At 53.9% G+C, this 14407-nt stretch carries 13 protein-coding genes; 3 read left to right on the top strand and 10 right to left on the bottom strand.

Annotation, left to right across the window (positions count from 1 at the left end; translation table 11 throughout):
* Nucleotides 1-29 precede the first annotated feature (29 nt).
* From Dvar_RS40380 to Dvar_RS40390, 3 genes are all read right to left on the bottom strand, one after another.
* Entirely contained in the window at nt 30-1481 is a 1452-nt protein-coding gene (locus Dvar_RS40380; RefSeq protein WP_419659120.1) for a trimethylamine methyltransferase family protein, read from the bottom strand.
* 79 nt (nt 1482-1560) lie between these two features.
* Nucleotides 1561-2919, bottom strand: coding sequence for a sigma-54-dependent transcriptional regulator (locus Dvar_RS40385; RefSeq protein WP_419659121.1), 1359 nt, complete (start codon nt 2917-2919; stop codon nt 1561-1563).
* Complete coding sequence (locus Dvar_RS40390) at nt 2901-4829, bottom strand: ATP-binding protein (RefSeq protein WP_419664233.1); 1929 nt, start codon at nt 4827-4829, stop codon at nt 2901-2903. Before Dvar_RS40390 ends, Dvar_RS40385 begins: the two co-directional genes overlap by 19 nt.
* A gap of 397 nt (nt 4830-5226) precedes the next feature.
* On the opposite strand from Dvar_RS40390, the gene Dvar_RS40395 reads away from it, so the two are divergent.
* The 3 genes from Dvar_RS40395 to Dvar_RS40405 all read left to right on the top strand — a co-directional run bounded on the left by Dvar_RS40395 (nt 5227) and on the right by Dvar_RS40405 (nt 8054).
* On the top strand, nt 5227-6237 hold the full coding sequence (locus Dvar_RS40395; protein ID WP_419659122.1) for an ABC transporter substrate-binding protein: 1011 nt from the start codon (nt 5227-5229) through the stop codon (nt 6235-6237).
* 267 nt (nt 6238-6504) lie between these two features.
* On the top strand, nt 6505-7266 hold the full coding sequence (locus Dvar_RS40400) for an ABC transporter permease (protein WP_419659123.1): 762 nt from the start codon (nt 6505-6507) through the stop codon (nt 7264-7266).
* Nucleotides 7254-8054: an ABC transporter ATP-binding protein gene (locus tag Dvar_RS40405; RefSeq protein WP_419659124.1), complete on the top strand. Its 801-nt coding sequence runs from the start codon at nt 7254-7256 to the stop codon at nt 8052-8054. Before Dvar_RS40400 ends, Dvar_RS40405 begins: the two co-directional genes overlap by 13 nt.
* Nucleotides 8055-8204: 150 nt before the next feature.
* Here Dvar_RS40405 and Dvar_RS40410 read toward each other — a convergent pair whose 3' ends face one another.
* The 7 genes from Dvar_RS40410 to Dvar_RS40440 form a co-directional block, all read right to left on the bottom strand.
* Complete coding sequence (locus Dvar_RS40410) at nt 8205-8711, bottom strand: ADP-ribosylglycohydrolase family protein (RefSeq protein ID WP_419659125.1); 507 nt, start codon at nt 8709-8711, stop codon at nt 8205-8207.
* Nucleotides 8712-8803: 92 nt separating this feature from the next.
* The gene (locus Dvar_RS40415) at nt 8804-9196 is read right to left on the bottom strand and encodes a hypothetical protein (RefSeq protein WP_419659126.1); all 393 of its coding nucleotides are present in this window, start codon (nt 9194-9196) and stop codon (nt 8804-8806) included.
* Nucleotides 9197-9266: 70 nt separating this feature from the next.
* The gene (locus tag Dvar_RS40420) at nt 9267-10442 is read right to left on the bottom strand and encodes an MFS transporter (protein WP_419659127.1); all 1176 of its coding nucleotides are present in this window, start codon (nt 10440-10442) and stop codon (nt 9267-9269) included.
* Nucleotides 10443-10763: 321 nt separating this feature from the next.
* A complete protein-coding gene (locus tag Dvar_RS40425; protein WP_419659128.1) occupies nt 10764-11252 on the bottom strand; it encodes a GNAT family N-acetyltransferase in 489 nt (162 codons plus the stop codon).
* Entirely contained in the window at nt 11249-12046 is a 798-nt protein-coding gene (locus Dvar_RS40430) for a type III pantothenate kinase (protein ID WP_419659129.1), read from the bottom strand. Before Dvar_RS40430 ends, Dvar_RS40425 begins: the two co-directional genes overlap by 4 nt.
* A gap of 317 nt (nt 12047-12363) precedes the next feature.
* On the bottom strand, nt 12364-13062 hold the full coding sequence (lepB, locus tag Dvar_RS40435) for a signal peptidase I (protein ID WP_419659130.1): 699 nt from the start codon (nt 13060-13062) through the stop codon (nt 12364-12366).
* Between the two features lie 94 nt (nt 13063-13156).
* A complete protein-coding gene (locus Dvar_RS40440; protein ID WP_419659131.1) occupies nt 13157-13621 on the bottom strand; it encodes a response regulator in 465 nt (154 codons plus the stop codon).
* Nucleotides 13622-14407: the final 786 nt, after the last annotated feature.

The following is a 14407-nucleotide window of genomic DNA, read 5'->3' on the forward strand; positions in this document are numbered from 1 at the left end:
AAAAATCCTTTCAACTTTCCGGATGAACACTATAGCAGGATATTGAATTTAGCCCGCATTGCCTTGTCAATGTCCGCCGGAATATATGGCGCCTGTTCTTCGGCCAGAAGTTTGCGGGCCATCTGCCTGGCCCGTTCACGGGTATCCATGGCCCCGCCCTGCTCCCATTGAGGACGGCTGCGACGGTCGCTGACCCCATTGCCCTGAAAATATTCCTGGCGCATGTACTTCATGGTATGGGGGGACATCATGAAATTACCGGCCGGACCGACCGTATCGATGACATCCAGGGCCAGGTGCTCTGCATCCACCTCGATCCCTTTGAGCACCTTGCAGGCCATGCCGATGATTTCATCATCGATCACATACTGCTCAGGAGCCACGGTAAGCATGGATTCAAGCATGCCGGCGCTGTGATGCATGTAATTGGATCCGCCCATGGCAGCGAGCAGAATCGTCATGGCTTTTTCCCATCCGGCCTGGGCATCGGGGAGTTTGGCATCGGAGAGCCCCGCGGAGTTGTAATTGGGCACGTTGATGTGAGCAGACAACTGGTGGATCGCGGCATTCATCATGCCACACTCCACCCCACCGCCCTGATAGCCCATGGTGGCCATGTTGGCCATGCTGGGGATGCCACCGTAAAGAAGCGGTGCGCCGGCCTGGGTCAACTGACAAATCGTGATCCCGGCCATTTGCTCAGCGTGCAGCTGGGCCAGGGTACCGGCCATGGTCATGGGGCTGGTGGAACCGGACATGGGCGCGGCGGACAGCGCCACGGGGATGCCTTTTCGATTGCACGCCTGCATGATGCGGGTGGATTGCGTACACAGCTTCAGTGGTGAGATGGAAAAGGAGGTAATAATCGAAATAAAGGGGTTGGCCGTCAGCTGCGTTTCCCCCCCGGCCAGCATGGCGGCCATGTCGATGACCCGCTGCAGGCCATCCTCGTCGTTGACACCGCTCATGACGTGCTTTCCGGTGGCTTTGAGGCAGGCGTAAAACATGTTGACGTCGTAGTCCGCCTCGGGAATGTCCGTGGGAATGCAGGGCCGCAGAAAAAAATGAATGTTGTCGAGCCGGTCCACCAAACGGCCCAGATCGTACAAATCCTTCAGCGTCGATGATCGCGGCGCACCACTGTCAAGGTCCAGTATTTTGACGGCTGCGCCGCCCGTCCCCAAATGCACCTTGTCCTCAGTCAAATCCAGATCGTTTTTTCCATCACGGGCGTATAAGATCACCCGGCCGGGCGCCTTGGCCACCTGCTCGCTGATCAGCGCCGGAGAAAACCGAATCCGCTTTTTTTCCCGGTCGACCGTCGCTCCGGCATCGGCCAGCATGTCCACGGTTTCATCCAGCCCGGATTCATAGGTGATCCCTGTTTTTTCAAGGACGGATAACGACGCCGTGTGGATAGTATCGATACCATCAGGAGACAAGGGCCGGTAGATGCCGCCGCGAAGACCTTTTAAATCCATAGGAATGCTCCTTTTTCATTAAAGGGTTAACAAAACATAGACCTGCCTTTTCCCATGATGGGACATCCAGGCCCAAGCGTCAATCATCTATCTGATAGGCGGCCAATTTGTCATAAAGGGTTCGACGGCCGATGCCTAAAATAACGGCGGCCTTGGAACGGTTGCCACCGGCCAGCTTCAAGGCCCGCCGGATGGCCATCTTTTCCGCCTCCTCCACCGCTTTCTTGAGCACCACCGGTTTGGATGGAAGGGGATCGGTGCCGTTGCTGCCGCCGATATCGCCGGCAGCAAAGCAGTCCCCGTCGATCACCGGCCCGTCGGCCAACAGTACGGCCCGCTCGATAACATTTTTCAATTCCCGGATATTGCCTTTCCAGGGCAGCTCCATGATTTTTCTCAGCACAATCGGGCTCAGCTTGGTCACCTTTTTGTTGTGCCGTCGATTGAATTCGCTGACGAACCGGCCGACGAACTGCAAAAGGTCTTCCCGGCGCTGGCGCAATGGTGGAAGCCGGATGGGAATCAAGGACAGTCGATAATAAAGGTCTTCCCGGAAAAGGCCGGCCTCAACGGCGTTTTTCAGATTGCGGTTGGTTGCGGAGATAAAGCGCACATCGATCTTGATGGGGTGGTTACCCCCCACGGGACGGATCTCCCGTTCCTGAAGAGCGCGCAGCAATTTCACCTGGGTCGACACGGCCAGCTCGCCGATTTCATCCAAAAATACGGTTCCCCCGTGGGCCTCCTCCAACAAGCCGCGTTTGGCCCGCACGGCACCGGTAAAGGCGCCCTTGACGTGGCCGAAAAGCTCACTTTCCAGCAGGTTTTCCGGCAGGGTTCCGCAATCGATGGTCACAAAGGGGGTCTGGCTGCGGCTGCTCAGGGAGTGGATGGTTTTGGCCAAAACGGTTTTGCCCGTGCCTGTCTCTCCCTGGAGCAATACCGGCGTGTCCGCATCTGCAATTTTCCCGACAATGGTCATGATTTTCTGCATTTTGCGGCTGTTGCCAATGATGATCGGCCCGCCATCTGATTCCGACGCATCACTTAGTTTTGAGATGCGCCGGTGCATCAAGCCGTATTCCACGGCCCGCTGGACGGTAATCTCCAGTTCCTGGCGTTTGAAGGGCTTGGTCACATAGTGAAACGCGCCCAGCTTGATCGCCTCCACCGCACTCTCGATGCTTCCGGCCCCCGTGAGAATGACAAAGGGCAGATCGCGATCAATCTCCCGGATCTTATGGAGCAGTTCCATCCCGCTCATGCCCCCTAACACCAGATCGCAGAGCACCAGGTCATATTCGGTTTCGCTGATTGCGTCCCACGCCTCTTCGGCGCTTACCACCGCGGTGACTGCGTAGCCTTTGCGCCTAAAAAAGCGTTTGAGAAACATCAGCATTTCCGGTTCGTCTTCGACAATCAACAGACGCGTTTGCATACATACGCTTTCGTACAAGCGGGAAGATCGACGATCATCGCGGTACCGCCCAGGGTGCTGGCCGTGGCAAAAATCCTCCCGTTGTGGTTGTTGACGATCCGTTCGGCAACGAACAATCCAAGGCCGTTGCCCTGGGTCTTTCCGCGCGTGAAAAACGGATCGAAAATGTGCGGCAGGTGGTCGGACAAAATGCCCTTACCGCTGTCTTCAATACAGATCCGATTCGCCTTGTTCATTTTGTCGTCTATCGTGGCCACACTGACCTTCAATTTTCCTTCCCCGCCCATGCTCTCGATGGCATTGAGCAGCAAATTGATGAACACCTGCTGCAACTGGTTGTCGTCTCCGGTGACCCAATGCGTATTGGCATCCAGGGCCTGATGGACCACCGTTTTTTTCAGGCGTGGTTTTAAAAAATACAGGCACTCTTCTAAAAGCACGGCCACATCCAGGGCGACCCGCTCCGCCGGCGCCTGGGTGGCCTGATCCAAAAGCGCCCGGATCGTGCTGCCGGCCCGCAGGGCATTGCGCCGGATGGCGGTGAGGCTCTCCTGGGATTCCTCCCTATTGAGTTCACCGCTGATCAAATCCTCGGCATGGGCCAGGATAATACCGATTGGATTATTGACTTCGTGAGCCACGCCCGCCGCTATTTTCCCAATGGTGGCCAGTCGTTCGGAGGTAATCAGTTCCTGTTCGATCATTTTGCGGATGGTCAGATCCCGCGCAAAACAACAGGCCAGATCGCCTTCTTCTGTATTACCGCGCAGACGGGCAGCCATCAGTTCAACACTGATTTCGCGGCCGCTGAAATTTCTCATGCGTGTCTCCAGCGTGGCGATCCGATCGGAAAACAGGCGATCCCAAAATATTTTAAAACGGCCGAGTTCATCCGGCACCAGCAGGTATTGCAATCGATTGAGCAGCAGCTGGTCCTGAGGAATCAAAAGCCGTTTGCTGGCACTATGGTTGGCCAGCTGGATCCAGCCCTTGCGGTCGACCAGAAAGACCATATCCGGTGCAGACTCAATCAGCTGCCGGTAACGCACCTCTGAAGTTCTCAGGCGACCGGTCACCTGGGTCACTTTTCGTTTGAGCGCCATATGCCAACCCAGGAAAAACAATACCACAGACATGAGCATCAGGGCCGCCAGCACAAACCATGGTGCGAAGCGTTGCCAGATATAGGACGCCCAACTTTTTCCAAGCCACTTGTCGCGTACCCGATCAAGCTGCCCGCTCTTGATCGCCTGGCCCAATGCCTCGCGCAACCCGGAACCGAGCGCCCGGTTGTCCTTGGCAATGATCATGGTAAACGGAAAGCGCCCCATTTTCACACCGGCCTGCCGAACATTCGCCAGACCGTACTTACCGATCAGATAGGCCGCCAAATGATCCGAATAGTCAATAAACTGCCTGGCCTGGCCGGAGTCGACCATCATCAATGCATCCTTGATGGTTCGGGCCTGGATACAATTCTCACTTTGATTAAAAAAATCAGGTGCCATAAAAGGCTGATCGCGCACGACAACCAATGACACCCCGGAATGATCAACGGATTTGGTGTGATCCACACAGTGATGGACAAACACATAGTGCTTGACATAGATGAAAATTTCCAGGATATCAAATTCCTGTCGGTTCGATTCATTACTGACAATGCCAATCACCAGATCCAGATCATGATTCTTTAGCGCCTTTAGCAAATCCTCATGCCGGCCCACCAGATAGCGCGGCTTGACCAAGAGTTCCTTGGCTAAAATCTCAAGCACATCCACGCTATACCCACGCACTTCGCGTTCACCTTCAGCCTGATAGGCAAAAGGCGGGAAGCCCATGGGCACACCGATGCGCAATCCGTCTTGGGCCACGGCCGTTTCCTGCAAAGCCATGATCAAAATAACGATCATCACGGGGCCCCACCCCCACCACCTGAGTGTGCGTTTTTTTTGCATAGAATCAACGGCTATTGGGTTAACAACCTGTACGCCTGAAAACGCCATTGAACGGAAAAACGCGTTGACATCGCCTTTATCCTTCCAACCGCTACAATTGTCAAACCTTGAATTACCAGAGGAAAAGGGAAACTTTGTACGGCGTATCGCACAACTTTTGATCGTGTGCAGCCAGGCGCACAGTTTTTTACGGCGGTATGTCTTCTCATCATCGGCCAGGACAATCTAGCCCGGTGATATTACAGCCATGTTCTTTGCCTAAGCCATTGTGGCATGTTAATTGATAGTTCATATCTGTAAACAATATCCACTGTTCTCATCCCCCAACACAATTTAGATGAAGGAGACAACGATGAGAAAGATGGCAACGCTGACAGGCGTGTTCATCTGGGTTGTAGCATTGGTTTTCAGTATGGGTGCCCTTACGGTGCATGCGCAGGAAAAGCCGGAGAAGGTGACGGTGATCTATGGCGGATCATCCTGGCTGGGACATTATCCGGCGTGGGTGGGCATCGAAAAAGGATTGTTCAAGAAATACGAACTTGGGGTATTGTTCCAGAATTTCTATGCTTCTTCGGGCCGCATGGGCTCCCTGGTGGCCGGGGATCTGGATGTCGCATCGACTGGTTGCATTTCGGCAATTGCATTGATGGCATCGGGCAGCAAAGGCTTCATGGCCTTCGGCACGCAGGATTCTTACGCAACGGTGGAAGGCATCATTGCCAAAGACACGCTAAAAAGCATCAAAAGTCTCAAGGGCAAGCGCATTGCCGCGCCGTTCGCCTCCAGCGCCCATGTCCTGGTGCTGGACATATTGGCGCAAAACGGATTGAATCCAAACACGGATCTGACCCTGATCAACCTGAAAGTCAATGAAATGCCCGCCGCCATGGGCTCCGGTGAAATCGACGCCTGTGCCGCATGGACCCCCCACTTTAACAAACTGCTCAATATGCCGGGCAACCACCTTCTGGTCAATGACACGCAGTTCAGCCTGTACAAACAATACAAGCTCGGCCCCGGACCGGATCTCTTAGTCGTTCGCAGGGAATTTGCCCAAGAATATCCCAACACCTGCAAGGCCTTTGTCAAAGGCTACTTCGAGGCCGTGGACATGCTGATCAACGCGCCTGAAGAATGCGCCAAGGTGCTGGTCAAGCTCACCAACCTGAGCATGGAGGACCAGATGGCCGTGCTCAAGGATATTACCTGGATCAAGGGCGACGAGCAAAAAGCCCTCATGGTTCAGCCGGGCGGTTTTGTCACCGGTATGCAGCAGCTGGCCGACTTTCTGGTCAAACACCAGCAGATTGACAAAGCCCCCCAGGTAAAGCAGTGGATTGCAGAAAAGATGGTCCCCTAACAGCGCATCTTAAGTGTTAGCGCAACTGTAAGGCCGTGCCCTGTCCTGTGAACGGTGGGCAACCCATGAAACCATCAGAGCGGATCATGCGTTGAAGTGGTACTGCATCAGAAAGCGGGTCAGGTAGTTTGTTGAGCGTGAAAATCCCAATGGTCTCCAACAGGTCTCGACAGATAAGCTGAAGCGAAGCTCCTGTTCACCGTTCACATGACCGGGCACGGTCCTCCAATTTTGGTATGGCGTGCGTTGCTGCTTTTGGAGAACTCAATGAAAGTTGACAGCCCGGCCAAATCACTGGTTATCGGCACGGTTTCCCTTTTTTTGTTCATTACCGCCTGGGAGCTGTTCTGCCGCCTTGGTTTCATCGAACCCCTGTTTATGCCCGCCCCATCCAAGATCCTTGCCCGCGCCATCAAGATGATCGACAACGGCCAGCTCATCGCCCATACCCTGTCCTCCACAAGGCGGGTCATGGTGGGATTTTCCGTCTCCAGCCTGGTGGCCATCCCTTTTGGGATCTTTCTGGGGTCATCCCGCTTTTTCATGGCTGTCTTCGATCCACTCATCTCACTGTTACGCCCCCTGCCCTCCATGAGCTGGATACCCCTGTCGCTTTTATGGTTGGGCATCACCGAAACCCAGAAGTACTCGATCGTCTTCATGGGCTCCTTTGCCCCCTCGCTGCTCTACATTATCGAAGCCACCAAGAGCATCGACCCGTTGCTGATCCGGGCCGCCAAAAATTTAGGCGCATCCAAGCTGGATGTCATGCGCGAGGTCATCCTGCCCGGCGCCCTGCCCCAGATCATCGCCGGCTTGAAAGTCATGTTAGGCATTGCCTGGACATGCATCATCTCGGCCGAACTGGTGGCGGCCAGGGAGGGGCTGGGTTTCATGATCATGAACGGCAAGGAGTATTTCCAGACCGACACGGTCCTGTTGGGCATGGTGATGATCAGCGTCACGGTGATGATCATCGACGTGGTTTTTCGTAAAGTCGAGAAAAGGCTGCTGCCGTGGACACGCTAGGCCGAGCCAAAATTTCGGTCCAGGCGGTGACCAAGCGCTTCTCCGGTAAACGGGGCCAGGTTACTGCGCTTAAGGAACTTTCCCTGGATGTGCAGGATGGAGAATTCGTGGTGATCGTCGGCGCTTCGGGATGCGGCAAAACCACCCTGCTCAATCTGGTGGCCGGATTCGAAAAGCCCAGCCAGGGCCGGATTCTTCTCGACGAAGAGCCGGTCACCGGCATCACCCCGGAATGCGGCATGATCTTTCAGCAGTACGCCCTGTTTCCCTGGAAGACCGTTCAAGCCAATGTGGAATTCGGCCTGAAAATGAAACGCATGCCCGTCAAACAGCGCCGCGAACGGGCGGCACGGTTCATTGACATCGTGGGGCTCAAAGGATTTGAGAAGACCTATCCCCACCATCTGTCCGGCGGCATGAAACAGCGCGTGTCCATCGCCCGCAGTCTGGCCAACGACCCCAAGGTCATGCTGCTTGACGAGCCCTTTGCCGCCCTGGATGCCATGACCCGACAGGTCCTTCAGGAGCAATTGGTCCGCATCTACGAGAAGCATCGCAAGACCATTATCTTTATTACGCACTCCATCGACGAAGCGCTGTTGCTCTCATCGCGAATCGTTGTCATGACCGCCCGGCCCGGCCGCATCGCCCAGGACATCGTCAACGACCTGCCCCATCCACGCAACGCCACGGTGCAACTCTCCAGTCGCTACATGGATCTGAAACGAACCATCTGGGACAGCGTTCAGGCCGAAGTGATGAAGAGCATGGAGGTCGAAGCCGACTGATCCCATCACCCATCACCCATCACCCATCACCCATCACCCATCACCCATCACCCATCACCCATCACCCATCACCCATCACCTATCACCTATCACCTATCACCCATCGCCTATCGCCTATCGCCTATTGCCTATTGCAAAGCAATACTATTTCTATACCAACGCCGCCACAGCACTCGCCAACCGGCCCAATTCCGCCGCATTGTCGAGACCGTCGACAAACCGTTTGGGGATGCCCGACAAACCGGTCTGGGCGCCCGTCAGCGCACCGGTCAGGTTCTGCTGAACGCGCCGTCGCCAAGCCTCACGGATCGACTGGCTGGTGTAATTACCCGGCCCACTGACCGGCATGCCGTCGAGAAGCGGAAAGAGTTCGCTATCCATCCGCTCACAAAAATCTTTTTCATCGTATCCCCCGCAGGCGGCCAGGGATTTGAGCATCAGCGTGAGAATAAAGCCGGCCTGGGAAGGCTGGCCGGCCTTGATGCCGTCATGATATCGTCCGGGCTTTGGATTGGTATAGTCATCGATCCAATCCCCATAATCATTACGCAATTCGGCAAGATCATAGTACCAGTGGGGGCCTAAGGCCAAGGCGTCACCGATCAACGCGCCCATGATGGCACCGGATGCGCGGTCTTGAATGGTATTTGTAGGCATGAATCGCTCCGTTGGATATTTACCACAAAGGCTAACCATTCTGGTCGCCAGTTCAAGTCACTGCGTCAGAATCAAGGATCAATGACGAATTGTCAGGAATGCATGCGAAAAAAAAGGTAGGGCGCCAAGGCCGTCCAGACCAGTACCAGCAGCCAGACCCGTCCTTGGCGCAGATTGTAGTCGTGCAATAGCCGCTGCCAGGAATGTCCGATCACATAGTGACCGAAGACAAATTCGAACAGGATGGTCATGATCACCCACATGGCGCCGATGATCAGCGCCTGATTGGCGGATTGGATCCGGTACACACCGGTGAGTATCCAGGTATAAGCACCGAAAAAAAGCAGGCCGGTCAAGGTCGACAATTGGTGGGCGGACAATTCGCGCATCACCCGGCCATAGGTCTTCTCACGGATCAATCCGTTGAGAATGGCCAACGCCACTAGGCCCAGCCAGGCGATTGCATAAAATATCAACAGCTTCATGGCAGATCCGTCGAGGCAGCGGGCAGCGGCTCTGCCGCTGCCCGCTGCCCTTGTCTGAATTTAAAAAAATCTATGTTAATGAATCCCCACATGCCGTCGTCGTGCGGGAACCATGCGCCAGAGCGATTAGTTCAAGGCCAATGATACCGGCCAGAGACAGGAAACCGGTCTTGAACTCAAACGCGCTGATGACACATCCCCAAAAAAGCGGCCCCAGAAAATACCCCGCGCCCCAGAAAAAACAGAACACTGCGGAGATGGTGCCTTTTGCCGATGCAGGCGCGGATTCATTCAAAAAGGCCATCGCCGCGACGCAAAACACGCCCAGGCCAAAGGCGGCCACGGTCAACGGACCGAGCAGCCAGGGCAGTTCCAGAAACGGGGTGCCCGCGATTCCGCCACCGGCCATCATCAATCCGCAGAGCATTACGCCCTTTCTGCTATTACGATCAGAGAGGGGTCCCGCGATCAACTGTGATCCCCCCAGAACAACGTAAAAAAAGGTGAAAAACAAACCGACGGTGACGTTATCGCCATTTTTCACGCTGATCAGAAACGCTGGAATGAGCGTGATAAAGACACCATACCCAGCCCCGTAAAGAACAATCCCAGCCAACACCCGTTGAGTTGTAGAATTCTTCATAACCGCATACAGATACCGTCGACTGAGGATCTTTTTCTCCGTGTATGTCCGGTATGGAGGGACATCGACCAAAAAAACAGTCAACAACGCGGCTGCCAAACCGGCCACAGAGAACATCAGGAAGCAGGCTTCATCCTGCCATGCCGCACAAAGCGACATTCCCAAAAGGCTTCCGGCGGTCAGTCCGCAATGCAGCGACGCGTTGTATATCCCCAGGGATTTCCCTTTGCCAGACGGCGCCTGTAATGTCAGCAGGGCAGGCGCAAGGGCCCACATCGGGATTTCACCGACACCTTGCAACATCCTTCCCAAAAAGATCATGTTGGCTGATCCTGAGAAATAATACAGCAACCCAACCAGAGAACAAAGCAGATATCCACCGACAAGAAAGCGCTTGATTCCATACCTGTCGGCAAGCATGCCGATAGGAATCTGAAACGTCACATAAAACAACGCAAAAGCGGATGCAAGATAACCGACACTCGCCACCGATCCCGACAGATCCATGATCCGTTGAGGCAGCCGTGCGACGATCATCCCCACGCCTGCCATTTGAAGAAAAACAGCCGTATTGATGATGACAAAAGACAGATAAAGTCCCATAGAATCTCTCCGTAATTAGAGAACAGTTCACCAGGGCACGCAAAGTCAGGTCGGGATCGGGGTGTTGGTCCGGCTGACGCAACAAACACCTCACCCTTGGCTTTTAGCCGATTGCGGCCAAAAGCAGCCAAAAACTCACGTGCGTCTCATTTCCCTGAATATGAATGGGGTTAAATGAGAACGGGCGGTGATTTTAATCCTATGGAAGGCAGGTCCATAATAGTCTAATAATTCTGATAGGGTTTGTGTTATCTAGACCAAGTTCGATTTTGACGGATTCCTAATCCTATTTGATCCTTATAGGTGACCGATACCGCGAAATCAACCATCATCATCATCGTCGAGGAACAACCGCATCGCGTCGGGTAAGGCACAAAACCCGGCCTGTTCATAAATCCGCCGTCCGGCGTCACTGGCGTTCAGCAACACCCGCCGAATGCCAAGCGCCCTGCATTCGCGGATGGCTCGCTCAACGACTTTCCTGGCACACTGCTGGTGACGATGGGAGGAATCGGTATAGATGCTGTGCAGATAGGCGACAAACCGGTTGAGATCCCCTGGGACCGGCACCAGACTCACCAGGCTCATGGCTCCGCTGGCAATGATCTGGCGATCCGTTTTCGCCACCCAGGCCCGGCAACGTCCGTCTGGCATCTCCTGTTCGAGTTTTTCCCGGTAGGCCGCTTCAACCGCCTGGACTCTGGCGTCGTCAATGCTCAGTCCCTTTAGCGCCCACATCTCCAGAAACATCTTGCGATGGTGGCGGCACAACACCGGGATATCGGCCAGCCCGGCAGACTCGATGATCATTTTTTCGCCCGCCCGCCGTGATTCAGATCATAGATCAACCGCAAACCGTTGAGGGTCAATTGCTGATCAACGACATCGATCACATCCGTTTCCGGGGCGATCACCTCGGCCAGTCCGCCGGTGGCGATCACCGTAATGGGTTTCGCTGTCGAATCAGCGGCCATTTCGCTTTTCAAGCGCTCGACCATCCGTTCGACAAGCCCGGCAAAGCCGAAAACCATGCCCGACTGAATGGCATGCATTGAGTTTTTGCCAATGGCTGAAGGGGGCCTGACCAGTTCCACCTTGAACAGTTGGGCCGCCCGCGCGGTGAGTGATTCGAGGGCGCCGATCATGCCCGGCGCAATGGCACCCCCCAGATAGACCCCATCTGCTGAAACGCAGTCAAACACCGTGGCCGTGCCAAAGGCAATAGCAATCGCTGGACCGCCGTACAAGACGTGAGTCGCGTAGGCATTGGTAATGCGGTCGCCGCCCACTTCAGACGGGTAATCCTGGGCCAACTTGATCCCCATGTTGACATCAAGGCCAACAATAAATGATTCCAGGTTGAGATATTTGATCGAAAATTGCCTGAAAACCGATCGAAGGATAGGAACAACACACGAAATGGAAACCCCGGTGATTGATTTTGGATCGATATTAGAAGACCGGAACAGGTTCAAGAACAGCATGGCATAGTCATCGGCCACCTTATGGCGCTCTGTCGCGATCTGCCAGAAGGCGATGATTTCTTCATCTTTGAAAACACCTGCTTTGATGGTTGAATTGCTGACGTCTATGGTTAACAGCATAAACACTCCTGTAAATCAAATATAGCATTCAAGATAATGTTTTTGGGCTGCGTTATCGGTCGTCGCAGTATGACAATACGGCATCCGGCATCCTCCCTCTGGCCTTGCCAAAAACATTATCTTAAACACTATAGCTGTTGTTTCCTTGAGCGAGCCTTAGGGTTCGCGCAAAAATAAATTCATAAATTGTCAGTGTTCAGGCGCCCGCTCAGCAAGGCGCGAAGACAAAGGAATATCAGGCATATTCCGTGTTTTCGCACCGCCGCTGAGCGGGATGGATGGGCGCTGAAAATGGGAAGTTATTTTTGTGCGAGCCCTTAATCCAGCTGTGAGAAAAACCGTGACCATCGTGGCTGGTGATGGTTGAAAATGTCCAGTGAAATAACAATGGTCGTGGCCTGGCCCAAGATGCAATCCCTGTCGATAAAGCCAAAAAATCGTGAATCCGCGCTGTTGTCCCGGTTGTCCCCCATCATGAAATAGTGCCCCTCCGGAACCTTGATCGGCCGGAATGAACGAATCGATGGCTGGCCAGGCGTGATCATGGTTTGATGTTCGTGGCCGGTCAAATCCTCAACATAAACGCTATACTGTTTGATCTGTCCGGAATCCAATTTTTCCAAGTCGCTCGGCTGAACAAAGCGATAAGCCATGGCCTTGCCATTTACATAAAGCTGGTTGTTGGCCATGGCCACCACGTCTCCAGGGATCCCCACCACCCGCTTGACCAAGCGTTTATTATCCCGCGGTGAATGGAACACCACAATCTCCCCCCGCTGAGGATCATCCCAGGTTGCCAGATGCAGTGTGGTATAGGGTATTTTTAGGTCATACGCCAATTTATTGGTAAGAATCCGGTCCCCTTCAAGGATGGTGGGTTTCATGGACCCTGTTGGCACCACATACCAGTCGGCGACGGCCGATTTGATTGATGTGGCCACCAGCAACGCAACGAGAAAACTGCCGATCCATCCCCGCATGAAGGCTGATATGGAGTGTTTGACTGATTCTTTCATCCGTCCCTCCCTCGTAGATAGTGTCAATTTAAACGGGCAGGATTATAACACCTCCAAACCAGACTGCCAAGACACCCCTAAAAGCCCAAATTTTTCATTGCTCCAATATTTTTGATATCAAATCGCTTCGCTCACGCTCTGAGATATAAGGTTTTGTCCTGGCTTCAAACAACTTGGCTTCACGCTCCTTCTTACGCTGTGCCGCCTTTTGGGCCTTGGCCAGGAGGTCTTCGATGTCACAGGGCTTTTGCAAATAATCCATCGCACCGTGTTTGACCGTCTCCACCGCTGTCTGAACCGTGGCATGTCCCGTGAGCATGATGACTTCCATAAGCGGATGCTTTTTTTTGATTCGCTTGACGGTCTGAATGCCATCTAATCCGGGCATTATTACATCAAGGACCACAACGTCGAAAATTCCGCCCAATTCCAACCGGTCCAGCGCCGCCTGCCCTGAAAATGCGCATTCCACTTCATGGCCCCGTTGCCGAAGGCGCTGAGCAATGACTTCAATAAGTGCCTGTTCGTCATCGACCAACAAAAATGATATTGCTGCCATCGTTTTGTCCTCCTTTTATGAAAAACTGCCCGTTGTTATGTCCTAAACTGGGCAATTGTCGAGCTTGCCGCATATACAAGGCAGATGCCTTTCCGCTATAGTCGCCTATGCGGGAAGACATCTAACGCGGTTCGAAGATCCCGCGGCCGGGAAGATGCGGTGAGATCGGCAATCCCGTCAGGGGTTCAAATTCTGGGAGGTAATAATGACCAATCGTATGACCATGCTTACTAATATTCATGCATACCAGAATTTGAATCGCCCAGTTTAGTATGTGTATGGCTTCGCATGCGCAGGTTTGATGGCAAAATTTCGCCAACGGATGGGCGGCATCATTAGTGGACATATTCCACGTTAACGTCAAAAAGCCTACCATATGCCGTTGCCTGCAGTATTCCAGCGGCCCCATAATAATAATGTACCATAACGGATTTCAAATGTGGTCGAATAAAGCTAAAAATGAACCATTTGTTTATTCCATTTTCCAATCATAATGGACTCGTAATAAGTGCCTGGCTCGTCATGCCGGACATGATCCGGCATCCAGAACTTATTAAAAGGTGGCGCCTCGCTGCGCGCGGCGCCACCGGCCCGAGCTGAGCGGCGCGCCGCTCCAACGCCGTGGTGGCTGTCACTGGCTGGTGCGGATAAAGCATGTCAGCAACTCAAGCATAATAGGATAGCTTGCGCGCTGATTCGCGGTCGCCACCAAGTCGTTGGAGCGGACTGGCACGTCTTGCACGCAAGCCTTAAAGGCTTAAAGCAAGCCTGTGCCAGCCGCTCAAC

Origin of the sequence: Desulfosarcina variabilis str. Montpellier (assembly GCF_048565275.1) — a bacterium.
GTDB classification, from domain to species: Bacteria; Desulfobacterota; Desulfobacteria; order Desulfobacterales; family Desulfosarcinaceae; genus Desulfosarcina; species Desulfosarcina variabilis.